Origin of the sequence: Pseudomonas syringae pv. tomato str. DC3000, from assembly GCF_000007805.1 — a bacterium.
In the GTDB taxonomy this organism is placed as follows: Bacteria; Pseudomonadota; Gammaproteobacteria; order Pseudomonadales; family Pseudomonadaceae; genus Aquipseudomonas; species Aquipseudomonas avellanae.
Map to the genome: position 1 here is coordinate 4,775,675 of NC_004578.1, position 20,545 is coordinate 4,796,219.

The following is a 20,545-nucleotide window of genomic DNA, read 5'->3' on the forward strand; positions in this document are numbered from 1 at the left end:
TGGTTATGCCATGTTCGACAAACTGCTGATCGCCAACCGTGGCGCCATTGCCTGCCGCATTCTGCGGACCCTGCGCACTTTGCAGGTCAAAGGTGTGGCCGTGTATTGCGAAGCTGACGCTGCCAGCTTGCACCTGATGCAGGCCGACGAAGCCCACAGCCTGGGCGAAGGCGGCGCGGCCGGGACGTATCTGGCGGTGGACAAAATCCTCGCCATCGCCAAAGCCAGCGGCGCCAATGCCATTCATCCGGGTTACGGCTTTCTCTCCGAAAATGCTGCATTTGCCCAGGCCTGCGAAGACGCCGGTATCGCCTTCGTCGGCCCGACGCCCGAGCAACTGCGGGTGTTTGGCCTCAAGCACACGGCCCGCGCGCTGGCCCGACAACACGGCGTGCCGCTGCTGGAAGGCACCGAACTGCTCGACAGCCTGGAATCGGCCATCGCCGCAGCGCGTGATATCGGCTATCCGGTCATGCTCAAAAGCACGGCGGGCGGCGGCGGTATCGGCATGCGCGTGTGCCGCAGTGCCGAGGAGCTGGCGGACTCGTTCGAGGCCGTCAAACGCCTCGGCCAGAACAATTTCAGCGACGCGGGCGTGTTCATCGAGAAATACATCCAGCGCGCCCGCCATCTGGAAGTGCAGGTGTTCGGCGACGGCCAGGGCGAGGTGCTGGCCCTGGGCGTGCGCGACTGCTCGGTGCAGCGCCGCAACCAGAAAGTACTGGAAGAAACCCCGGCCCCGAACCTGCCGGAGGGCATGGCCGATGAGCTGTGCGCGGCGGCGATCAAGCTGGCCAAAGCGGTCAATTATCGCAGCGCCGGGACCGTCGAGTTTGTGTTCGACAGTGAAGACCAGCGCTTCTATTTTCTGGAAGTGAACACGCGCCTGCAGGTCGAGCACGGCGTTACCGAACAGGTGTGGGGCGTCGATCTGGTCGGCTGGATGGTGCAACTGGCTGCCGGTGATCTGCCGCCGCTCAGTCAGTTGCAGGCCAGCTTGCAACCGGTCGGCCATGCCATTCAGGCGCGGCTGTATGCCGAAGACCCAGGCCGCGATTTCCAGCCCTGCCCCGGCCTGCTGACCGCAGTGAATTTTCCGCCTGCTGATGGGCATGCGCTGCGCATCGATACCTGGGTCGAAGCCGGTTGCGAAATACCGCCGTATTTCGACCCGATGATCGCCAAGCTGATCAGCTGGGCGCCCACCCGCGATCAAGCCAGCGCCGGGCTGGCTACCGCGCTTCAGCATACGCGCCTGTATGGCGTAGAGACCAACCGAGACTACCTGCGTCAAATCATCGATGACGCGCCCTTCGCCGGTGGTCAGCCGTGGACGCGTTGCCTGGAAGGTCTGGTGTATCGCGCCGATACGTTCGAGGTGTTAAGCGGCGGCACGCAAACCAGCGTTCAGGATTATCCCGGCCGGCTGGGCTACTGGGCGGTCGGTGTACCGCCGTCCGGTCCGATGGACAGCCGCGCCTTGCGTCAGGGCAACCGGCTGCTGGGCAACGCCGAGGGCTGCGCCGCGCTGGAAATCACCATGAGCGGGCCGCTGCTGCGCTTCAACACAGACGCGGTGATCGCCGTGACCGGCGCGCATATTCCAATCACGCTGGATGGCGAGTCCTGCGCCATGAACACCGCGTTGCTGGTGCGTGCCGGTTCGACCCTTGCGCTGGGCACCATTGCCGGGGCGGGTGTACGCAGTTACCTGTGCGTGCGTGGCGGGCTGGACGTGCCGGATTATCTGGGCAGCAAAAGCACCTTTACCCTTGGCCAGTTCGGCGGTCATGGCGGTCGGGCCTTACGCGCGGGCGATGTGCTGCATATCGCGCGGTTGGTTGATCGCACTGCCGGGCAAAAAATCGCCGATGAGCAACTCGACGCGCTGCAAGACGTTCGCCAGATTCGAGTGATCTACGGCCCGCACGCCGCGCCGGAATACTTCACCGAAAGCTATATCGAGACGTTCTTTGCGACCGACTGGGAAGTGCATTTCAACTCCAGCCGCACCGGCGTGCGCCTGATCGGCCCCAAGCCTGAATGGGTCCGCGCGGATGGTGGTGAGGCGGGTCTGCATCCGTCCAACATCCACGACAACCCGTATGCCATTGGCGCGGTGGATTTTACGGGCGACATGCCGGTCATCCTAGGCCCGGATGGCCCGAGCCTGGGCGGTTTCGTGTGCCCGGTGACCATCATCGAAGCGGACTTGTGGCAGTTGGGACAGTTGAAGGCCGGGGACAAGGTCAGGTTTTATCCAGTGAGTGTCGAGGCGTGTCATGCAGCAATGAACTCACAAGGCCCGCTCCCACAAGGTCCGCTTAACACCAGTGGGAGCGGACTTGTCCGCGAAGGCACTATTCCAGACACAGAAAATGCATCGGATGTACCGGCCTCTTCGCGAGCAAGCTCGCTCCCACACAAGGTAGCCAGCCTGCCCAGCCCGATCATTCTCGACATCGGTCAGGGCGACAAACGCCTCGTTGCGCGGCTGTCCGGCGACACTCACCTGCTGCTGGAAATCGGCGCGCCCGAGCTGGATCTGGTGCTGCGGCTGCGCGGCCATGCGTTGATGCTGGCGCTGGAAGCCAAGGCGCTGGCAGGGGTGATCGACCTGACGCCGGGCATTCGCTCGCTGCAAGTCCACTATCGCCCCGAGCAACTGCCGCTTGATCAACTGCTCGTCATTATTGCTGGCGAATGGGACGCCGTGTGTGCAGCGAAAGACCTGCAAGTCGCTTCACGCATTGTCCATCTGCCACTGTCCTGGGACGATCCGGCCTGCCAGCTGGCCATCGAGAAATACATGACCACCGTGCGCAAGGACGCGCCGTGGTGCCCGAGCAATCTGGAGTTCATCCGGCGCATCAACGACCTGCCCAACCTCAACGAAGTGCAACGCACGGTGTTCGACGCCAGCTATCTGGTCATGGGCCTGGGCGATGTGTACCTGGGCGCGCCGGTTGCCACCCCGCTGGACCCGCGTCACCGTCTGGTGACCACCAAGTACAACCCGGCGCGTACCTGGACTGCCGAAAACTCGGTCGGCATCGGTGGTGCCTATATGTGTGTGTATGGCATGGAAGGCCCCGGCGGTTATCAATTTGTCGGGCGCACGTTGCAGATGTGGAATCGCTACCGCGAAGTCGCAGCCTTTGAAGGCAAGCCGTGGCTGTTGCGCTTCTTCGATCAGATCCGCTTCTACCCGGTCAGCGCCGATGAACTGCTGCGCATTCGCCGCGATTTTCCGCTGGGCCGTTTTGCGCTGAACATCGAACACAGCACTCTGAACCTGGCCGATTACCAGACCTTTCTGACGCGTGAAGCTGACGGCATCGCGGCGTTCCGCGCTCAACAACAGGGCGCATTCAACGCCGAACGTGAACGCTGGATTGCCAACGGCCAGGCTGATTTCCAAAGCGACGAAGGTGTCGCGCCATACATCGAAGAACTGCCGCTGCAAGCGGGCCAGCAAGGCGTCGAGAGCCACATTGCCGGTAACCTCTGGCAGGTCCAGGTGCAACCCGGCGAGCGTGTCGAAGCAGGCGATGTGCTGGTGATTCTGGAGTCGATGAAGATGGAAATCCCGTTGCTCGCACCGGTCGCAGGCGTGGTGCAGGAAGTGCGGGTGCAACCTGGCTCGGCAGTCCGCGCCGGGCAACGGGTCGTAGTGCTGGCAGCAGACTGAACCGATCAACTTTTCAACTTCGAGGGAATCCTGTCATGAACGACACAGCTCTGCCGAACAACTTTCGTCTGGACACCGTACGCGCCGCCTACCAGGCCGGCCATCTGTCGCCGCGCCAGCTGATTCTGGCCCTGCGGGAAAAGGCCGCTGCGCTCAATCCCGCTTATCACCTGTTCATTCACCTGCTCAGCCCGGCTGAACTTGAGCCTTATCTGGCCGCACTGGAGGGCCGTGACCTCAAGGATCTGCCGCTGTACGGCGTACCTTTCGCGATCAAGGACAACATCGACCTGGCCGGCATTCCAACCACCGCCGCCTGCCCGGATTACGCCTACACGCCAGAGCGCTCGGCGACCATTGTCGAACAACTGATCGCATTGGGCGCAGTGCCAATGGGCAAGACCAATCTCGACCAGTTCGCCACCGGCCTCAATGGCAGTCGCTCGCCCTATGGCGTTTGTCCCAACAGCATTCTTAACGAATATCCGTCCGGCGGTTCAAGCTCCGGCTCTTCGCTGGCGGTCGCGCTGGGGGTCAGCAGTTTCTCGCTGGGCACCGACACCGCAGGCTCGGGGCGAGTGCCTGCAGCGCTGAACAATCTGGTGGGCATGAAAGCCAGCAAGGGCTTGATCTCCACAGCGGGTGTGGTGCCCGCCTGCCGCACGCAGGATTGCGTTTCCACCTTCACCGCCACGGCAAGAGAGGCCAGCCAGTTGCTGGGGTTGGTCGCGAGGTTTGACCCGCGCGACGCGTATAGCCGTCGCAACCCGCAGTGGAACGACGCCTCGGCGTTCGGCGCGCCCCGTCCGTTGCGCTTTGGTGTACCGCGAAGTGAAGACCTGGCGTTTTTCGGCTGCAGCGAAGGGCCGCAGCTGTTTAGCGACGCCATCGAACGCCTCACTGCGCTGGGCGGCGAGGCGGTCACGCTGGACCTGTCGCCCTTTCTGGAAGCTGCACAGCTGCTGTACGACGGCCCGTGGGTGGCCGAGCGCTACAGCATCGCCGGGCCATTGATGGAGGAGCATCCAGAGGCTGTATTGCCGGTGATTCGCGACGTACTGGCCAAGGCACCGGGTGTGAACGGGGTCGATACCTTTCGCGCGCAATACCGCCTGCAAGCGCTGAAAGCGCTGTGTGATCAGGCGCTGGAGGGACTGGATTGCGTGATGACACCGAGCATCGGTCGCCCGGTAACCTCGGCAGAACTGCTCGCCGAGCCCGTGCTGCGTAACTCGGAACTGGGTTATTACACCAACTTCGTCAACCTGCTCGATTATGCCGCCATCGCAGTACCCAGCGCCTTCATGAGCAACGGCCTGCCGTGGGGCGTGACGCTGTTCGGGCGGGCGTTCACTGACCAGTATCTGCTCAGTCTCGCCGATGCATTCCAGCGGCAAACCGCCCTGCCGCTGATTGGCGGTGACAGCCCGTCGCTGCCCGCGCCGAGCAATGCCGCCCGCAACGACATGGCCCGGCTGGTGGTCTGCGGCGCGCACCTGGACGGCCTGGCGCTGAACTGGCAGCTCATACAACGCGGTGCCCGCTTGCTGGAGGTCACATACAGCTCAGCCGACTATCAACTTTACGCACTGGCCGGCGGCCCGCCGTTCAGGCCCGGCATGGTGCGGGTGGCCGAGCACGGCGTAGCGATTGCCGTTGAAGTCTGGGAGCTGCCGAGCGCCGAACTGGGCTCGTTCCTGACCGGTATTCCGGCACCGCTCGGCCTAGGCAAAGTGCAACTGGCCGATGGTCGCTGGGAAACCGGCTTCATTTGCGAAACGTCCGGGCTTGAAGGCGCTCGCGATATCAGCCACCTCGGCGGCTGGCGCGCCTACCTGCAACAGCTGTGACCGAACAGGTGGCATGCCTGGGTATGCCACCTGTCTCTCGATAAATAGTTATGCCGTTTGCAGGCACGCCTTCCGACATAGTGAGCATCCATTCATTTTGACCGGCCGTCATGAACCACCCCTGGAATCCGCTTCGCCAAGACACCTTGTTTCAATCCTACTCTTCCCTGCTGGAGCAGCCCGGTATCCTGCGGCCCGAACACGGCAGCGCACGGCAAGATACGCTCAACGCTGCGCGGCCATTTACAGTGCCACCGTTCCCTTTCCCACCGCCTGAAAACCCCACGCCGCTGCTGCCTGAAGAGCGCGAACCTGAAGGGCAGTCTGCGCACATCGAACGCCAACTCAAGGCCTTGCGCGCAAGCCCCGGTTTTAAGCTGATTGCACACTCGGCATTGCTCCTGAAGGCTTGCCAGCTGGACATGGACTTCCCACCGTCCCGACAGCACTACGTTCGCCAACAACTGATCACGCAGCTCACAGAGAAAACCGGCAAGACACTGAACCCCGACACACTGACGATGACCTTCAGCACCGAGAACCACCCCGCTGTGGACGACGATGGGCATGAGCGTTACAGCGCTCGCCTGTCGCTGACCGAGCTGGCTTTGGCTACCTTCGACCCGGCGCTGCTTGTGGCCTTGAATCGCAGCGATATCACTGACATGCCGCTGTCTGACGAGACCCCGTCACTGAGCACCACGCAGGCGTTCAGGTGGGTCAGCGAGCTGCCTCTGGACCGCGATTACAGCGCAATGCTCGAGGCTTTCCGGGCCCGCCATGCAGAGACCTTCCGCGTGTTGTCACGGTTGAGCTTTCTGGACACGCTGGCCCGCCAATACGCTTACCGGCAAATCAGCCTCGATGGCTACGTTCTGGCGCTGGACGCCTTGGGGCTGAGCGAATTTCCTGTCGACGCACAGGCGCTGGAACAAAGCGGGTGCGCGCAAAAATCCGAGGTTCGCGTGTTGTCACTCGGCGGCGAAACCGTGCCGGGCATTTTCCAGATACGCTCGAAAACCACCTCGCATTGCTTCATTCACGTGCTGGGCGCCAAGGGTAAGGTCATCGAATACATCAGCGATGATCCACAACACATGACCGACAGGCTGCTGGCAGCCATGAATGCCTCGGGGTTATACGGCCACCGACTGCATGCCCTTGAGCAGGACGCGCGCCTTGCTGCCGATGCGCGACTGACCACAGAAGACCTGTTCAGTGAGCTGACGCAAGCATTGCTTGCCGAAACGTCGTCCAGTAGCGACACACACTCAGACATAGAACGGCTCACCCCCATCACACGCAGCCTGGCGCTGGCCGGGGCCGTAGACCTCTGGCAGGCAGACGCCAGCATTGTGCAGCAGATACCGGTGGCGTCCAGAATGGCGGCCCAGGTAATGACAGCGTATCTACAGGAACACCACGGCCTGACGCTCAACCCGGATCATGTGTTTATCGCCTATCAGTCCGGCAACTCAATCAACCCGCTGGGCAGCCCGCGCAATCCGTCTACGTACGTTCATACCCCGGATGAAAAACCGGTCAGCCTGAGCGAAGCGCTGATGAACAATTATCGCGTTGATTACCCACAAGGCTACCTTGACCGCGATGGTCGCACGGTGGTCTTTCTCGACACCACCGGCAAAGGCGAAAGGGATCAGGGCCAATTGCTCGCAATCCCTGCGCAAGCACTTGAGGGCTACATCAAGGCGTTCGGTTTTCTGTCCTGGATGACGCGGCGCATTGATGAATTCTGGGGGCAGCAGAAGGCAGCAATCGAGCAGACACTCCTGACCACGCTCATCACCCAGGCGTTGATCAGCCTCAAGCGCGGCCATCTCAAGCGCGGCGGCTTTGATCAGGTCGTAGAAGCCCTCGCGACCTCAGCGCGGCCCCCATGGCTGGCACTGGGCTTTTTCGTCCAGGGCGCGCTGATCGATGGCATGACGCATCAATACACCGGGCTGCTGGTCATTGACCAACCGGGCAAACCGAAAGTGCTTTATCAGGCAGGGCATCCTGACGCTTTCATGGAGTTCGCCGATGACAAGGCACTTGAGGGCTATCTGAATCAGAAAACGGCGCAAGCCGATTGGCGCGAGGCCGCGATGCGCTATGTGCCGGTCCGCCATCACCAACGCCTGGACTACCTGTTCAAGCTGTGGGGCAGGGTTCAGGCCCCGAGCCCGCCCGCGTCCATCCTGCGTCCGTGGACCGATGCACTGTATAACCCTGATACACAACAAGCCCTGCACCATTCATTGTGCGAAAAAAGGCTGGAAGGCTCGCCGTTTGCCTTTTTCCACCAACTTCTCAAACAAAACGCACTGGATGATGCCGAAGACAGAATCGTGACATCGGAGCAGGTTTCGCAGGCCTACTGGACCTCGCGCCTGCAGCATTTGCAATGTTTGCTGTTGCCCATGTCGCTGTTGCTGACACCGGCCTTCGTTGCTTCACTGGCGACAGAAATCGGCCTCACCTCACTGAGCATTGCCGCGACTCTTTTGCCGGGCGGCCGCTATGCAGAAAAGAACCAGGCGCTGCTGGCCACGTTATCGCTGGGCTTGATGCAGTTGGGCACGCAAACGCCGAGGTTGCTGCGCACGCTGAGCCGAATCGTGAAGCCTGCCGGGCACACCGCGCGGGTGGCTGGCGGATCCCTCAGTGCACCGCGCAGCGTCGCCCGGTTACGCCAGCGGCTCATGAAGCCGCGCCAGACCCGGCTGGAGAAGTTCTTTCACACCGATGCGCTGCTCAAGCGCTGGAGCATGGCCGAGGCTGCATCACCAAGCCTGCTACCGGTGCATGCCTGGAAACTGGGCCGCAGGTTTGTGTTGTGGACATCGGACCGCGGCCAGGCGAGAACGCTGGTGGTCAGCACGCACGGGTATTACACGCCGTGGACGGCGACGGTGAAGATCCCCAACGGCTCGGAGATCCGCACCTACGCCCCACATGGCTACGAGTTGGTGGACCCCAAACTGCATCGCATCGTCAACAAGAACGTCCGGCCATTCGCGATCTCCAATACGGCTGCAAACACGCTGATTCAGCCAACGCCACTCTTCGACTCCACGCTGATCACCGACAAGTTCATCGCCGGCACGTCACTGCCCGGCAGGCTGAAAAACTACAGCCTGTCCAAGTTCCAGACCACCACCGATGAGCCCTACGAGGAGATCGCGCGGGTGGTGCGCAACTCGAATGCCTCGCCGCTCAGGGGCTGGCTGCCGCCGACGCCGACGGACGTGCTGACCGTGCGCAACCGCTTCGGCATGACGCCTCCGTCACTGGCTGATCTGTTCAACAGTCTGTCGGTACAAGGCATTCATTACGACCGAATATTGCTGGTGCACTGTCGCTGCGCAGCAATATCGGCAGTGTTGCGCCGCGCCCCGGTCTATCATGCACCCACTACTCCGATCATCCAGCACGGTGCCTGATACCTGTATGACAACCGCCCTGACCGACACCCGCCTATGCCCTGTGTGCGGTTTCAGCAACCAGTGCAGCCTGGCTGACCCGCGCACTGCAGATCAGCCCTGCTGGTGTTTTTCGGAAAACATCGACCCGGCGTTGCTTGCCGCCCTGCCGGAAGACATCCGTAATCAGGCGTGCCTGTGCCCTCGCTGCGCGCTCGGCGTTGTACACAAGCCTGCTTTTGATTCTGGCCAGAGACCGTAGGAGACCCGCCCTCTCACAGAGTAAGATGCGCGTCTCATCCGCTGTGCGTCGCCCTCCTCATGCGCCTTGATCGTTTCCTCAGCAACCTGCCCCGCTTCAACCGCAAGAGCGTGCGTCTGGCACTGGCCAGCGGCAGGGTGCAGGTGGACGGGCAAATCACCACAGACCCGCATTACGACGTGCGTGAGTTCAGTTGCGTAGCGTTCGATATGCAAATCCTTCAGCCCGGCAAAGCCGCGCGCTACTTCATGCTGCACAAGCCGCAAGGCTGCGTCAGCGCAACGACCGACGCGCAGCACGCAACAGTGCTCGATTTGCTCGACGAGCCTGACAAACACGAACTGCACATCGCCGGACGACTGGACTTCAACACCACCGGCCTGATGCTGATTACCAACGACGGTCAATGGTCGCGACGGCTGACTCAGCCGCACACCAAAATGCCCAAAGTGTATTACGTCGAGACCGAGCAACTTATCGACGAGCGCTATGCGCTGACATTCGCCGAAGGTCTGTTTTTCTCATTCGAGAACATCATCACACAACCGGCACAACTGACCGTGCTGGGGCCGCGAAGCGCGCGCTTGAGCATCATCGAAGGCCGTTACCATCAAGTGAAACGGATGTTCGGTCACTTCGACAATAAAGTGTTGCAACTGCACCGGGAAAGCATCGGCGCGTTGATCCTCGACCCGGCCCTGCCACCCGGCGGCTACCGCTCGCTGCAGGCTGCGGAAATAGCCCTGTTTTAGAAAGTCACAGCCGTTCGGCGGAATAGCAAAACAACTCACGAACCGTGCTGGCGGATTATGGATTCGACTGCTTGACTGCAAGTGTCAGCCCTTATGCGACTGACGCGTCCATCTATTATTCCAAGAAACTCTTTGTCGTATCGAGCCGCTGACTCGCGACAAATTGCCCGCCAATAACAATACCTGTCGAACAGTTTATCGGATCGACATGGGCCTTTAATCACTATCGCCTGCCTGTCACGAAAACCGTGCAACGTCATATGCACGCCTACCTGTTTACGCCAGGAGTTACACCTATGTCGCCAGAAAAAGCAGTGCTGGACATACAAGGACAGTTTCGGGTTTATACCGAGTTCTATCGCACCGATGATGCCGCCGCAAAGACCATCATTCTGGTCAACGGCTCACTGGCCACCACCGCATCGTTTGCGCAGACCGTGCGTAACCTTCACCCCACATTCAACGTGGTGCTTTATGACCAGCCCTACTCGGGCAGGTCCAAACCCCACAACCTGCACGGCGCACCACTGACCCGCGAAGAAGAAGGCCAGCTCCTGCTGGAGCTGATCGACCATTTCAACGCCGAGCACGTGCTGTCGTTCTCCTGGGGTGGCGCTGCGACACTGGTCGCCTTGGCGCATCGGCCGAAACGGATCGAAAGCGCAGTCATCAGCTCGTTCTCGCCCGTCATCAACAGCCCCATGCGCGACTACCTGGGCAAGGGCCTCGACCATCTGGCCACACACAGTCGTTATGACATGGGCCGCCTGATCAACGACACCATCGGCAAACACCTGCCGTCGCTTTTCAAGCGCTTCAACTACCGCCACGTCAGCACCCTCGACGGTCATGAGTATGACCAGATGCACTACCACTTCAGCCAGATTCTGGAGCTTGACCCGGACAACTACCTGACGGCAGGCCAGCAGATCAAAGCCCCGGTCCTGTTCATCAACGGCGCCTGGGACGAATACACCTCCGCCAGCGACGCCACACAGTTCTCCCGATACCTGCAGAACTGCAGCTTCAGCACTATCGAAGCCACCGGTCATTTTCTGGACATGGAACACAAAGCCGCCTGCAACGACTCAAAACAGGCGCTGATGAAATTCCTGCAACCGGGGGAAGCGTCGAGCGGTGTTTATAGAGGGGTTCACGACCATCGTGCGCTCGCCTTCTGAAATCACACAAGAGAACCACCGCTGGCGCGTGGCCGTCAGGGGCTGGCGGGTGGTTTTCTTTGCGGCAATCGGCAGGGAAAGCGCTGCGGGGAGAAATTAGCGCTTCAAATCGAGGCAGGGTTCTGGTACAAAGTCAGCCGCTCAGAGCAGCTCTCAGAGCAGCTCTCAGAGCAGCTCTCAGAGCGTGTATAGTTTAGTGGTAAAACGAAAGCTTCCCAAGCTTTAGTTGAGGGTTCTTATTGGACACCCGTCTTTGGTGCATGGTAAAAACGCGTAATGCGGGTATAGTTTAGTGGTAAAATGAAAGCTTCCCAAGCTTTAGTTGAGGGTTCTTATCGGACAATCGCTTTTGTGAGCGAGCTTTACTAGCAATACGTGCGGGTATAGTTGAATGGTACAACTATTGCTTCCCAAGCAATCGGTGAGGGTTCTTATCGGACAATCGCTTTTGTGAGCGAGCTTTACTAGCAATACGTGCGGGTATAGTTGAATGGTACAACTATTGCTTCCCAAGCAATCGGTGAGGGTTCTTATCGGACAATCGCTTTTGTGAGCGAGCTTTACTAGCAATACGTGCGGGTATAGTTGAATGGTACAACTATTGCTTCCCAAGCAATCGGTGAGGGTTCGATTCCCTCTACCCGCTCCACATTCTTTGATCTAGAGCACTTCCAGGCTTTCTGCCTAGTGCTTTGAATCCCTCGAAACTCCCTCTCCCTCCCTAGAAATTCTGAAACGACCTCACTCACAAACGTGATGACTCGTACACCCATGCCCATTGGGTGCCGCACAACACTGCATACCAATGCCTGAACCCTCGAAAAAGCTCAACCTGCGATCAGCCCAGCCTCCTCCCCTACGAAAAGTCGATTTTCCAGACAATTGGATCGTGTTGAATCGAAAAGGGCCGGCCATACATTGCTTCAGGCCAGCCCTAGACACTTCATACCAATACCGTCAGGCGATACGACCGCCGCCATCCACGGGCAACACAGTCGCATTGATGAACTCGCTCTCGACCAGCGAGAGGACAGCATCAGCGAGATCATCAGCACGCCCTACCTGTCCGCCCGGCAGCCCCGACCCCACCTGATCGAACAGGCCAGCACGATCCTGCTCCGACAAGACGCTCTAGGTCGGGGTATCAACAACACCTAGGGAGATCACATTGACGCGCAGCGGTTTGACCTCCAACGCCAGAGCCATCGAGAAGCCTTCAAGACCCGCATGCAACGCCGCGACGGTGGTAGTGTCAACGGCTGGACGATAAGCCGCGAGGCCAGAGAAGTAGGTGACCGAGCCTTTGCGGTTGATGAAGTTCAGGCAGTAATTCGCGGCGTTTACAGGCCCCAGAACTTCGAGTTAAGCATGCGTTGAATGTCGTTGGTGTTGAGTTGGGCCAACGGTGCGAAGGTCAGGTCTGCAGTGGTCACGACGAGATGATCGTAGGTGCCGATCGCGATGGAAGAATTGATCACGTCCTGGCTGACACCGGCGTCGAACGCCTAGTAGCTCGCAGCGCTTCCCTGCTCGGCCAGGGTGGACACCGCAGTTTCCAGCTTGCACGAGCTCCGACCGCAAAGCACGACCTCCCCCTTCCTGAACCACCTCGCCAAGGCCAAGCCCATCCCCGACGAATCACCGATAATGACAAGGCGCTGTTTTGTGATGCTCATGGTATTCCCCTTTTAGGAATTCCGATCAAGTCAGCACAGGCCATCTGACCTGTGCTGACTTGTTCGGAGCTTCCCTAACTCCTCTATGGTTTTCGGCTGGGGGCTATAGCCAGACTGTGTCAGATGCATTTAGGATCAGGCCTTCCCGATCAGGAGAGTGGGTGTAGCAATGAATCTAACAGCTTTAGGTTCAAAGCTGTCTCGGTATCGCAAGCAGCTTGCGATGAGCGAGGAAGAAGTGTGTGCGGTCACCCACATCCCCCTTGAGCGCCTGCAGTCAGTTGAAGCCGGCTCTCAGGCGCCTACGGGTGATGAAGTGCTTATCCTGGCCGATCTCTACCACTGCAACTTCAAATTCTTCATCTCGAACGAGCCGCTCGCCCCCTTTGAGCAGACCGAAATCCTGTATCGCAGGCACGGAGCTGAGTTCATCAAGGAGGATCGTAGAGCCGTCCAAGAATTCCTGTACCTCTGCGAAACAGAGGACTTCCTGATGAGTGAGTTGAAGGCTATGAAGCTCGAATTTCCGCTGCCGCAGGCTTCTGGGAATTTTAAGAATGATGGAATCCGAGCGGCTGAAGCCTTTCGCCTTTTCAATCAGCACCCCACAAACGCCGTGCCTCGGGATGTGTATCAGGAGATTCGCCAAACCGGAGTGCATGTGTTCCGTAGAAAGCTTGGTAACTCTAACATTTCGGGGCTTTTCCTGGCTCACCCCACGGCTGGGAAGTGCATTCTGGTCAACTACAGCGAAGACGTATACCGGCAGCGGTTTAGCGCTGCGCATGAATTTGCTCACGCTCTTTTCGATGCGCAGGGTGGCCCCAGTATTACCTACTCCCGTACGACTAAGGCTGACCTAGTCGAAGTGAGAGCAAACACCTTTGCCTCCCGGTATCTGATGCCTTCAGAAATCCTCCGACAGCTGCCCAACCCTGAGCAATGGACACAGGAAAATACCCAGTATTGGGCTCATGAGTTGCGAGTCAGCTGCGTTGCCTTGGGCATAGGTCTGAAGTCCGAGGGCTTAATTAGCGAGCAAGCATTCCAGAGGATAAAGTCGTACCGCGTTCCTCGTGAACTGAAGATTGACCCAGAATTGCCGGCCCAATTGACGACGCAACAGCGTGAGCGAAAGGCTAAGTTACTGGAAAAGGGGTTATCTGACAGCTACGTCGCACTGTGCCTAGACGCTCAGAGCCGTGGCATCATCACTCAAGGTCGATTGGCTGAAGCCTTGCTTAGTGACTTGGGAGGCCTTCAAGAGCTGCTCAGCCTTTATGGAAGATCGCGCAATGGCCATTGACCCATCCCGCTTTCATTTGATCAATGTGACAGACACCTGTTCGGTGTGGAATGTTCTCTCGTCTAGCACCCTGTACCGTGCTGCGCTGGCAGCGCAATGCCACTTCTGCGTCACCGAATTCGTAAACTACGAGTGTCTAGTGAAGCCCAGAATGTCACCAACCAACGCTAGCCGAGAGCTACAGCGTCGACTAATTGACGCGCGTGAAAAGGGCCAGTTCCCGGTACATGCTTGCAGTCTTGATGATCTTCAAGCCATGAGTAGATTGGAAAACCTTAGGCGTCTTGGAAAGGGGGAGTTGTCCTCTATCGCATTTGCAATGAGTCGTGGTTTAGCTGTGATGACCGACGATCAGGGTGCTAGAAAGCTTTCGGCGGCAGCGGGGAGCCATCCCACGCAGACGACTCCGCACCTGCACAGTTGGCTGATTTTTCATCGTAAATTGGATGATGCTGATCACTCCAACGTGATGACACAGCATATGAGCATGGAGGGCTGTCTTGCACCTCACCTGGCAGACGCCTACGGCTTAGCTTTACAGTGCGCTCGAAACGCGCATCCTGCTGAATCTACGCAGGCTTAGCGTCATCTCATCAGAATATATTGCAGGGAGTGATTATGTGGGTGTTAGGTGATGGCAGAAAACATTTTTTAGAGTTCCTTCGCAACACTTCCATCCAGTTCTTTTTAATGATTTTAATCGCTGTCTCAGGTGGAAAATTTAACGCTCTGATCTTAAAGCATGACTACAAAAATGCTTTTCCGATGGGATTTATAACAATTGTGATACTGTTGTTGCTCTGGCTGGCCGCTCACGCCAACATTAAAAATTTCTTTGTGGAATTTAAACGCGGTACGACTCCTGGTCTGAAGCCCTACCTCGACAGCCTACCAGTTCAAAACCTAAAAAAGAAAGTAAGCGATCCACCAACCACACCTACCATCAGATGCGGCTTCCGTTTATCTTGGCATTTCCGGTGAGCAGTTCCACGGCAGCAACGCCTCATAGTCGGCCACCGACTGCGCAAGTGGCAACCTCTCCAGTACGTGGCGCAGCCACGTATAGGGCTCCTGGCCGTTGACCTTGGCGGTCTCGACCAAGCTATAGATCTGTGCACTGGCGGTGGCGCCTTTAGGCGTGTCGCTGAACAGCCAGGCTTTGCGCCCAATAACAAACGGCTTTATTGCGCGCTCTGCCGGGTTGTTGTCGATCGGTAAAAAGCCGGCTTCCACGTAACGCTTCAGCCGACTCCAGTTATTCGCCAGATAACCAACTGCCTTGCCCAGCACGCTTTGCGGCGTCACGTGGGACTGAGTTTTATCCAGCCAGCTTTTCAACTGAGCCAAGATTGGCAGGCTTTTCTCCTGCCGACCGGTAAAGCGCTGTTCGTCGCTGCCGTCTTTCAATTCGCGCTCGATACCGTACAGCTTATTGATCATCGTCAGCGCGATATCGGCACGCCCGGTCTTGCCCTTAGGTTGCACTTTTTGTGCTTCGACAAATTTGCGCCGCGCATGGGCCATACACGCCAAGCGCTCCACGCCCGGTTGTAACGCCAGCGCGTTATAGCCCGCGTAATCATCAGTCATCACATAGCCGCGATAACTTTCCAGCAGCCGTAACGGTACGTCCTGCGCGCGGCTGGAAGTGTAGTCGAACAATACGACTTTATGATCTGGAGGCCCGCTGGCCTGTACCCACATCCAGGATTGGCTGGTCGGGTCTCGATCTGGTTCTTTCAGTACCTGAACGCGGGTTTCGTCACAGTGGATGACCGGGCTTTCCAGCAATCGATCACGCATCAGATTTAACAGCGGCTGCAAATGTTCGCCGCACTGGATAATCCAGCGGGCCAACGTTTGACGCGGGATTTCTATGCCATGTCGGCTTAGCACCGTTTCAAAACGATGCAGCGGCAAGCCGTCGACATACTTGGTGGTCAGCAGCATGGCCAACACGCTGGGGCTGGCCATGCTCTTTTCAATCAACTGCGCAGGCTTGCCGGCTGTGACCGGTGCCGACTCACAGCCACGACAGCCGTAGACTTTGCGGATGTGTTTGATCACCCGAATCTGCATCGGCACGATATCCAGTTGCTCGCTGGTTTCCTCGCTGACGACATGCTTGCGGCAACCGCAGGCACAGGTCAGTTCGTGTTCGGGCAGCTCGTGGATGACTTCAATGCGCGGCAGATCAGCCGACAGTGGCTTGCGCTTGCCACGGCGTGGCGCAGGAGCAACTACTTCCTCATCAGCATCGCCGACCGGGAGCATAGGCTCGCTTTCAGGTTCATTGAACAAGGCAAGTTGAGGGGTATTAGGCTCGACGGTTTGTTCGGACTTTCGACCAAAAATACGGTCACGCAGCAGCTTGATCTGCTCTTTGAGATCAACGATGTGAGTGGCGTAGGCGTCTTTAACTTCCTGTTCGCGCGAGCGTGCTTCGTAGCTCTCAAGCAGCATCTGTTTGAGCAATACGGGATCGTCAGGAAGGTTGTCGGGCAATGGTCGCATGCCCTGGATTATACCCGTCAGGCAACAAACCTTGGAGTCAAAATCTTATGAGGACGGTTGCGCCACAGATCAAATCCATCCAGCAGCCAATTCAATTCCTGAACCGTCAGCACAATGGCTTCGTCGACATCATCTGGCGAGATTTTGAAACGCTCGGACTCGAGACGCTTGAGCCAAAGGCAGAAGCCGTTACGCTCCCAATACAAAATCTTCACTCGATTCCGGGATTTGTTGAGAAAGACAAAGAGCACCGGATCAAAGACCGCCACTTTAATATCCAACTCGACCAAAGCAGCTAAGCCATCGATGGATTTTCTGAAATCCACGGGTTTGGGATAGAGGTAGACTTTCTCGACTTTGGCGTCGGGTCGCATCATGGTGCTGGCTCCTGAAAGAAAACGGGAGCACAGCATCAGGCGTCAGCCAGTGGCTTGAAATGTGGGGTTCGTGGATCGGATACAAAAGAAAAATAGGCTAACCATTATTTATTTAGCCAAGCACGGTAAATTTTCCTTGGCGGAAGCGGGGCTTCTGATACTAGGATTTTATTTCTCAATAGTGTTCGGTGCATTCTATTCCTTTGAAAGCGCACAAAGGTTTCTTTCCAAGGAAAAGGATCGTAGCTGTTTTTCGGTAGTTCAAACCACAAGCTTATCGAGTAGCTCAGGCCTGGCTGGCTCTAGCAACAATAGTGCAGAATAGGGGCCAATGAAAATGCAGGGCGAGGTAGGTTTTTGTGAATGGCACCCCTGGTCTGGTCGTAGTGAAATTCCAGGGAGGAATCTGCCTGGGGTCTACTTCATCGCCAGGAGCAAAAAGAAGCCGGACAACTTTAGGGTAAACAATGATTTCATAATTTATATAGGAGAAACCACAGGGCAGACGCTAGCAGATCGCCTCCGCCAGTTTAATACATCTGCATTCAGTGAGCGTCCGGGCCATTCGGGTGGCAATACTTTCAGACTAATGCTGCTTGAGACTACCCCGCTTGATCACTTATGGGTATCTGCCTGCCCTGTAGATATGGGGTCTCCCTACACAACCGCCTATATCAAACATCTTGAAGGAAGGTCTGAAGTAGGCATCGATTTTTGACGCTCTCATGGCCTGAGGTTCAAAAAAAGCTCGCCCGATCAGATAATTAGACGTTTTCCGCTCTTAACTCATCGATTTTCCTTCAAACAGCACCTTTCCAAGGCGTTTTTCCGCATTACAGGCGCACCTCTCCCATCGCCAGCAGCCGTTTTCGCACCATCCAAAGGTTCGACAAGGCAAACAGAGTAGCCTGTTGCGCGGTGTTTTTAGCCAGCCCGCGAAACCGGACTTTCGTATAACCAAACTGGCGCTTGATCACGCGAAACGGATGTTCAACCTTCGCCCGTAACTGGGCTTTCGTGAACTCGATTTTGCGATAGACCCGTGCGATCAAACTTTTCTCGCCATGCTTTTTATAACGGCTTGGGCGGGCCGCAATTGACCAGATCATCTGACGATCCTGATGCTCCGCACGCTTGTCCACGCCGGTGTAGCCCGCATCACCGCTGACATAGGTTTCCTCACCATGTAGCAATTGATCAACCTGAGTCACGTCCGCCACATTCGCCGCAGTACCCACCAGGCTATGGACTAAACCCGACTCGGCATCGACGCCGATATGCGCTTTCATGCCGAAGAAATACTGGTTTCCTTTCTTCGTCTGATGCATTTCGGGATCGCGTTTGCCGTCCTTGTTCTTGGTCGAGCTCGGCGCATGAATGATCGTCGCATCGACCACCGTACCTTGGCGCAGCATCAAACCTCGATCACCCAGATAGCCATTGATGACCTGCAAAATCCCGCCTGCCAACTCATGCTTTTCCAACAGACGCCGGAAGTTGAGAATCGTGGTTTCATCGGCGATTCGATCCAGACTCAACCCTGCGAACTGGCGCAGGATCGTTGTCTCGTAAAGTGCTTCCTCCATCGCCGGATCGCTGTAACCAAACCAGTTCTGCATCAGGTGAATACGCAGCATCGCCATCAGCGGATAAGCCGGACGGCCACCTTCGCCCTTTGGATAATGTGGTTCGATAAGGGCAATCAAGCCTTTCCAGGGCACAACCTGATCCATCTCGATGAGAAAGCGCTCGCGGCGGGTATGCTTACGTTTACCCGCGTACTCGGCATCGGCGAAGGTCATCTGTTTCATCAGGGAAGCTCGGTGAAAGGTGTTGGGGTATTTTGCCAAATCAGGAAACCTTTTTCAGAGTTTCCCTTACGACTTTGACCTTTATGTAATTGGTGCAGGCTCCGGAGGTGTTCGGGCTGCCCGCTTTTCCGCAGGTTTTGGCGCTAAAGTGGCTGTGGCTGAAAGCCGCTACCTGGGAGGAACGTGTGTAAACGTAGGATGCGTGCCGAAAAAACTGCTGGTGTATGGAGCACACTTCGCCGACGACTTTGAGAATTCACGAGGTTTTGGTTGGACTCCGGGTGAGGCGAAGTTTGATTGGGCGACGCTGATTGTCAACAAGGATAGCGAGATCAATCGCCTGAATGACATCTACCGCAATTTGTTGGTCAACAGCGGTGTGACCCTCCATGAAGGTCACGCCAAGATCATTGATCCTCATACCGTGGAGGTCAACGGAGAGCGTCACACAGCTCAGAACATTCTGATCGCTACCGGCGGCTGGCCGCAGATTCCTGACATTCCGGGACACGAGCACGCGATTAGCTCCAACCAGGCATTCTTCCTCAAAGAGCTGCCCAAACGCGTTCTCGTGGTCGGCGGTGGTTACATTGCGGTGGAGTTCGCCGGCATCTTCCATGGCTTAGGTGCCAAGACCACACTGTTGTATCGCGGTGACCTATTCCTGCGTGGTTTCGACGGTGCGGTACGTGAGCATTTGCAGGTAGAGCTGACTAGACGCGGCATGGATCTGCAGTTCAATTCCGATATCGAGCGCATCGACAAACAAGCCGACGGCAGCCTGAAAGCTACTCTCAAGGATGGTCGTCAGCTTGAGGCGGACTGCGTGTTCTACGCTACCGGTCGACGTCCTATGCTAGACAACCTGGGCTTGGAAAACACTGGCGTTAAGCTCAACAAAAAAGGCTTTATCGAAGTAGATGAGCTGTATCAAACGGCTGAGCCATCAGTTCTGGCCTTGGGGGACGTAATTGGCCGCGTACAGCTAACACCTGTCGCACTGGCTGAAGGGATGGCAATTGCTCGTCGCTTGTTCAAGCCTGAGCAATATCGTCCGGTGGATTACAGAATGATCCCGACGGCAGTGTTCAGCCAACCTAACATCGGTACTGTCGGGATGACCGAAGAGGATTCGCGAGAAGCCGGGCATGAGGTAGTGATCTTTGAAACCCGCTTCCGACCCATGAAACTCTCCCTGACCGAATGCCAGGAGCGCACTTTGATGAAGCTTGTGGTGGATGCCAAGACCGATAAGGTGTTGGGCTGCCACATGGTCGGCCCGGATGCAGGCGAGATCGTGCAAGGGCTGGCGATTGCGCTGAAGTCGGGTGCGACCAAGCGCGATTTCGACGAAACCATCGCCGTGCACCCGACGTCCGCTGAAGAGTTTGTAACCATGCGCACGCCCGTCGGGAGCTAATCGATCTTTTGGCACTGGGCGCCCGGCTCTGTCGCAACGGCAGGCGCTGGGCGCTAGCGCAATGCCAGCTTACCCACTTAAAGCAATTTACCCGTGCAGCGCTCTGCTCAGGCCAATTCAAGACCTTCAGCGCTGCATGCCAAGGATTGACTCCGTCTGCGTCTAAACCAGACTTCGCAAATACTGCGCGCTACATTCGAGTCCTCCCATTAGATTGTCTGATAATAATTCCCCCTGTCAAAGCCTACCTCTAGATAGGCAAGCAACCATAGCTCAGCAC

Annotated in this window: 16 protein-coding genes and 1 tRNA gene; 11 read left to right on the forward strand and 6 right to left on the reverse strand. The window is 57.4% G+C overall.

The window, feature by feature from the left end; all coding sequences use genetic code 11:
• The first annotated feature begins 10 nt into the window (after window positions 1-10).
• The 7 genes from uca (at window position 11) to PSPTO_RS22010 (ending at window position 11,810) form a co-directional block, all read left to right on the forward strand.
• Window positions 11-3,691, forward strand: coding sequence for an urea carboxylase (gene uca, locus PSPTO_RS21980; protein WP_011104917.1), 3,681 nt, complete (start codon window positions 11-13; stop codon window positions 3,689-3,691).
• Window positions 3,692-3,726: 35 nt separating this feature from the next.
• Window positions 3,727-5,541: an allophanate hydrolase gene (gene atzF, locus PSPTO_RS21985; protein WP_011104918.1), complete on the forward strand. Its 1,815-nt coding sequence runs from the start codon at window positions 3,727-3,729 to the stop codon at window positions 5,539-5,541.
• A gap of 110 nt (window positions 5,542-5,651) precedes the next feature.
• Window positions 5,652-8,987: a dermonecrotic toxin domain-containing protein gene (locus tag PSPTO_RS21990; RefSeq protein WP_011104919.1), complete on the forward strand. Its 3,336-nt coding sequence runs from the start codon at window positions 5,652-5,654 to the stop codon at window positions 8,985-8,987.
• A 7-nt stretch (window positions 8,988-8,994) separates the two neighbouring features.
• The gene (locus tag PSPTO_RS21995) at window positions 8,995-9,228 is read left to right on the forward strand and encodes a cysteine-rich CWC family protein (RefSeq protein ID WP_005764716.1); all 234 of its coding nucleotides are present in this window, start codon (window positions 8,995-8,997) and stop codon (window positions 9,226-9,228) included.
• Window positions 9,229-9,287: 59 nt separating this feature from the next.
• The gene (locus PSPTO_RS22000; RefSeq protein WP_005764714.1) at window positions 9,288-9,980 is read left to right on the forward strand and encodes a 16S rRNA pseudouridine(516) synthase; all 693 of its coding nucleotides are present in this window, start codon (window positions 9,288-9,290) and stop codon (window positions 9,978-9,980) included.
• Between the two features lie 296 nt (window positions 9,981-10,276).
• Entirely contained in the window at window positions 10,277-11,161 is an 885-nt protein-coding gene (locus PSPTO_RS22005) for an alpha/beta fold hydrolase (RefSeq protein ID WP_011104920.1), read from the forward strand.
• A gap of 575 nt (window positions 11,162-11,736) precedes the next feature.
• A tRNA-Gly gene (locus tag PSPTO_RS22010) sits at window positions 11,737-11,810 on the forward strand.
• A 308-nt stretch (window positions 11,811-12,118) separates the two neighbouring features.
• Here the strand turns inward: PSPTO_RS22010 and PSPTO_RS22015 are convergent.
• Genes PSPTO_RS22015 through PSPTO_RS22025 form a run of 3 tightly spaced genes read right to left on the reverse strand, consistent with a single transcriptional unit; the run spans window position 12,119 to window position 12,639 of the window.
• Entirely contained in the window at window positions 12,119-12,286 is a 168-nt protein-coding gene (locus tag PSPTO_RS22015) for a hypothetical protein (RefSeq protein WP_155490816.1), read from the reverse strand.
• A gap of 6 nt (window positions 12,287-12,292) precedes the next feature.
• A complete protein-coding gene (locus tag PSPTO_RS30700; RefSeq protein ID WP_080946570.1) occupies window positions 12,293-12,514 on the reverse strand; it encodes an SDR family oxidoreductase in 222 nt (73 codons plus the stop codon).
• Window positions 12,502-12,639 carry a hypothetical protein gene (locus PSPTO_RS22025; RefSeq protein WP_155490817.1) on the reverse strand — a complete coding sequence of 46 codons (138 nt, stop codon included), beginning with the start codon at window positions 12,637-12,639 and terminating at the stop codon, window positions 12,502-12,504. The genes PSPTO_RS30700 and PSPTO_RS22025 overlap by 13 nt, the downstream gene beginning before the upstream one ends.
• Window positions 12,640-13,060: 421 nt before the next feature.
• Between PSPTO_RS22025 and PSPTO_RS22030 the strand changes: the two genes are divergently transcribed.
• On the forward strand, window positions 13,061-14,143 hold the full coding sequence (locus tag PSPTO_RS22030) for an ImmA/IrrE family metallo-endopeptidase (protein ID WP_230853376.1): 1,083 nt from the start codon (window positions 13,061-13,063) through the stop codon (window positions 14,141-14,143).
• Between the two features lie 618 nt (window positions 14,144-14,761).
• Window positions 14,762-15,124, forward strand: a complete 363-nt coding sequence (locus PSPTO_RS22035; RefSeq protein ID WP_159229468.1) for a hypothetical protein — start codon at window positions 14,762-14,764, stop codon at window positions 15,122-15,124.
• Here PSPTO_RS22035 and PSPTO_RS22040 read toward each other — a convergent pair.
• Both PSPTO_RS22040 and tnpB read right to left on the reverse strand, forming a co-directional pair.
• A complete protein-coding gene (locus PSPTO_RS22040) occupies window positions 15,104-16,657 on the reverse strand; it encodes an IS66-like element ISPsy5 family transposase (protein WP_003409202.1) in 1,554 nt (517 codons plus the stop codon). The genes PSPTO_RS22035 and PSPTO_RS22040 overlap by 21 nt on opposite strands.
• Window positions 16,658-16,674: 17 nt before the next feature.
• A complete protein-coding gene (tnpB, locus tag PSPTO_RS22045; protein ID WP_003409203.1) occupies window positions 16,675-17,034 on the reverse strand; it encodes an IS66 family insertion sequence element accessory protein TnpB in 360 nt (119 codons plus the stop codon).
• Window positions 17,035-17,365: 331 nt separating this feature from the next.
• On the opposite strand from tnpB, the gene PSPTO_RS22050 reads away from it, so the two are divergent.
• Window positions 17,366-17,752: a hypothetical protein gene (locus PSPTO_RS22050; protein ID WP_226992649.1), complete on the forward strand. Its 387-nt coding sequence runs from the start codon at window positions 17,366-17,368 to the stop codon at window positions 17,750-17,752.
• Between the two features lie 115 nt (window positions 17,753-17,867).
• On the opposite strand, the gene PSPTO_RS22055 is transcribed toward PSPTO_RS22050, so the two are convergent.
• Window positions 17,868-18,845, reverse strand: coding sequence for an IS5-like element ISPssy family transposase (locus PSPTO_RS22055; protein ID WP_007247571.1), 978 nt, complete (start codon window positions 18,843-18,845; stop codon window positions 17,868-17,870).
• A 22-nt stretch (window positions 18,846-18,867) separates the two neighbouring features.
• Between PSPTO_RS22055 and gorA the strand changes: the two genes are divergently transcribed.
• Window positions 18,868-20,265: a glutathione-disulfide reductase gene (gorA, locus tag PSPTO_RS22060; RefSeq protein ID WP_046463388.1), complete on the forward strand. Its 1,398-nt coding sequence runs from the start codon at window positions 18,868-18,870 to the stop codon at window positions 20,263-20,265.
• Window positions 20,266-20,545: the final 280 nt, after the last annotated feature.

Coding starts and splice junctions, on each gene's coding strand:
- PSPTO_RS22030 (WP_230853376.1), top strand. CDS start 13,061: ATGAGCGAGGAAGAAGTGTGTGCGGTCACCCACATCCCCCTTGAGCGC.
- PSPTO_RS22035 (WP_159229468.1), top strand. CDS start 14,762: ATGTGGGTGTTAGGTGATGGCAGAAAACATTTTTTAGAGTTCCTTCGC.
- PSPTO_RS21990 (WP_011104919.1), top strand. CDS start 5,652: ATGAACCACCCCTGGAATCCGCTTCGCCAAGACACCTTGTTTCAATCC.
- PSPTO_RS22055 (WP_007247571.1), bottom strand. CDS start 18,845: ATGAAACAGATGACCTTCGCCGATGCCGAGTACGCGGGTAAACGTAAG.
- PSPTO_RS22005 (WP_011104920.1), top strand. CDS start 10,277: ATGTCGCCAGAAAAAGCAGTGCTGGACATACAAGGACAGTTTCGGGTT.
- atzF (WP_011104918.1), top strand. CDS start 3,727: ATGAACGACACAGCTCTGCCGAACAACTTTCGTCTGGACACCGTACGC.
- tnpB (WP_003409203.1), bottom strand. CDS start 17,034: ATGATGCGACCCGACGCCAAAGTCGAGAAAGTCTACCTCTATCCCAAA.
- PSPTO_RS21995 (WP_005764716.1), top strand. CDS start 8,995: ATGACAACCGCCCTGACCGACACCCGCCTATGCCCTGTGTGCGGTTTC.
- PSPTO_RS22050 (WP_226992649.1), top strand. CDS start 17,366: ATGAAAATGCAGGGCGAGGTAGGTTTTTGTGAATGGCACCCCTGGTCT.
- PSPTO_RS22000 (WP_005764714.1), top strand. CDS start 9,288: ATGCGCCTTGATCGTTTCCTCAGCAACCTGCCCCGCTTCAACCGCAAG.
- uca (WP_011104917.1), top strand. CDS start 11: ATGTTCGACAAACTGCTGATCGCCAACCGTGGCGCCATTGCCTGCCGC.
- PSPTO_RS22040 (WP_003409202.1), bottom strand. CDS start 16,657: ATGCGACCATTGCCCGACAACCTTCCTGACGATCCCGTATTGCTCAAA.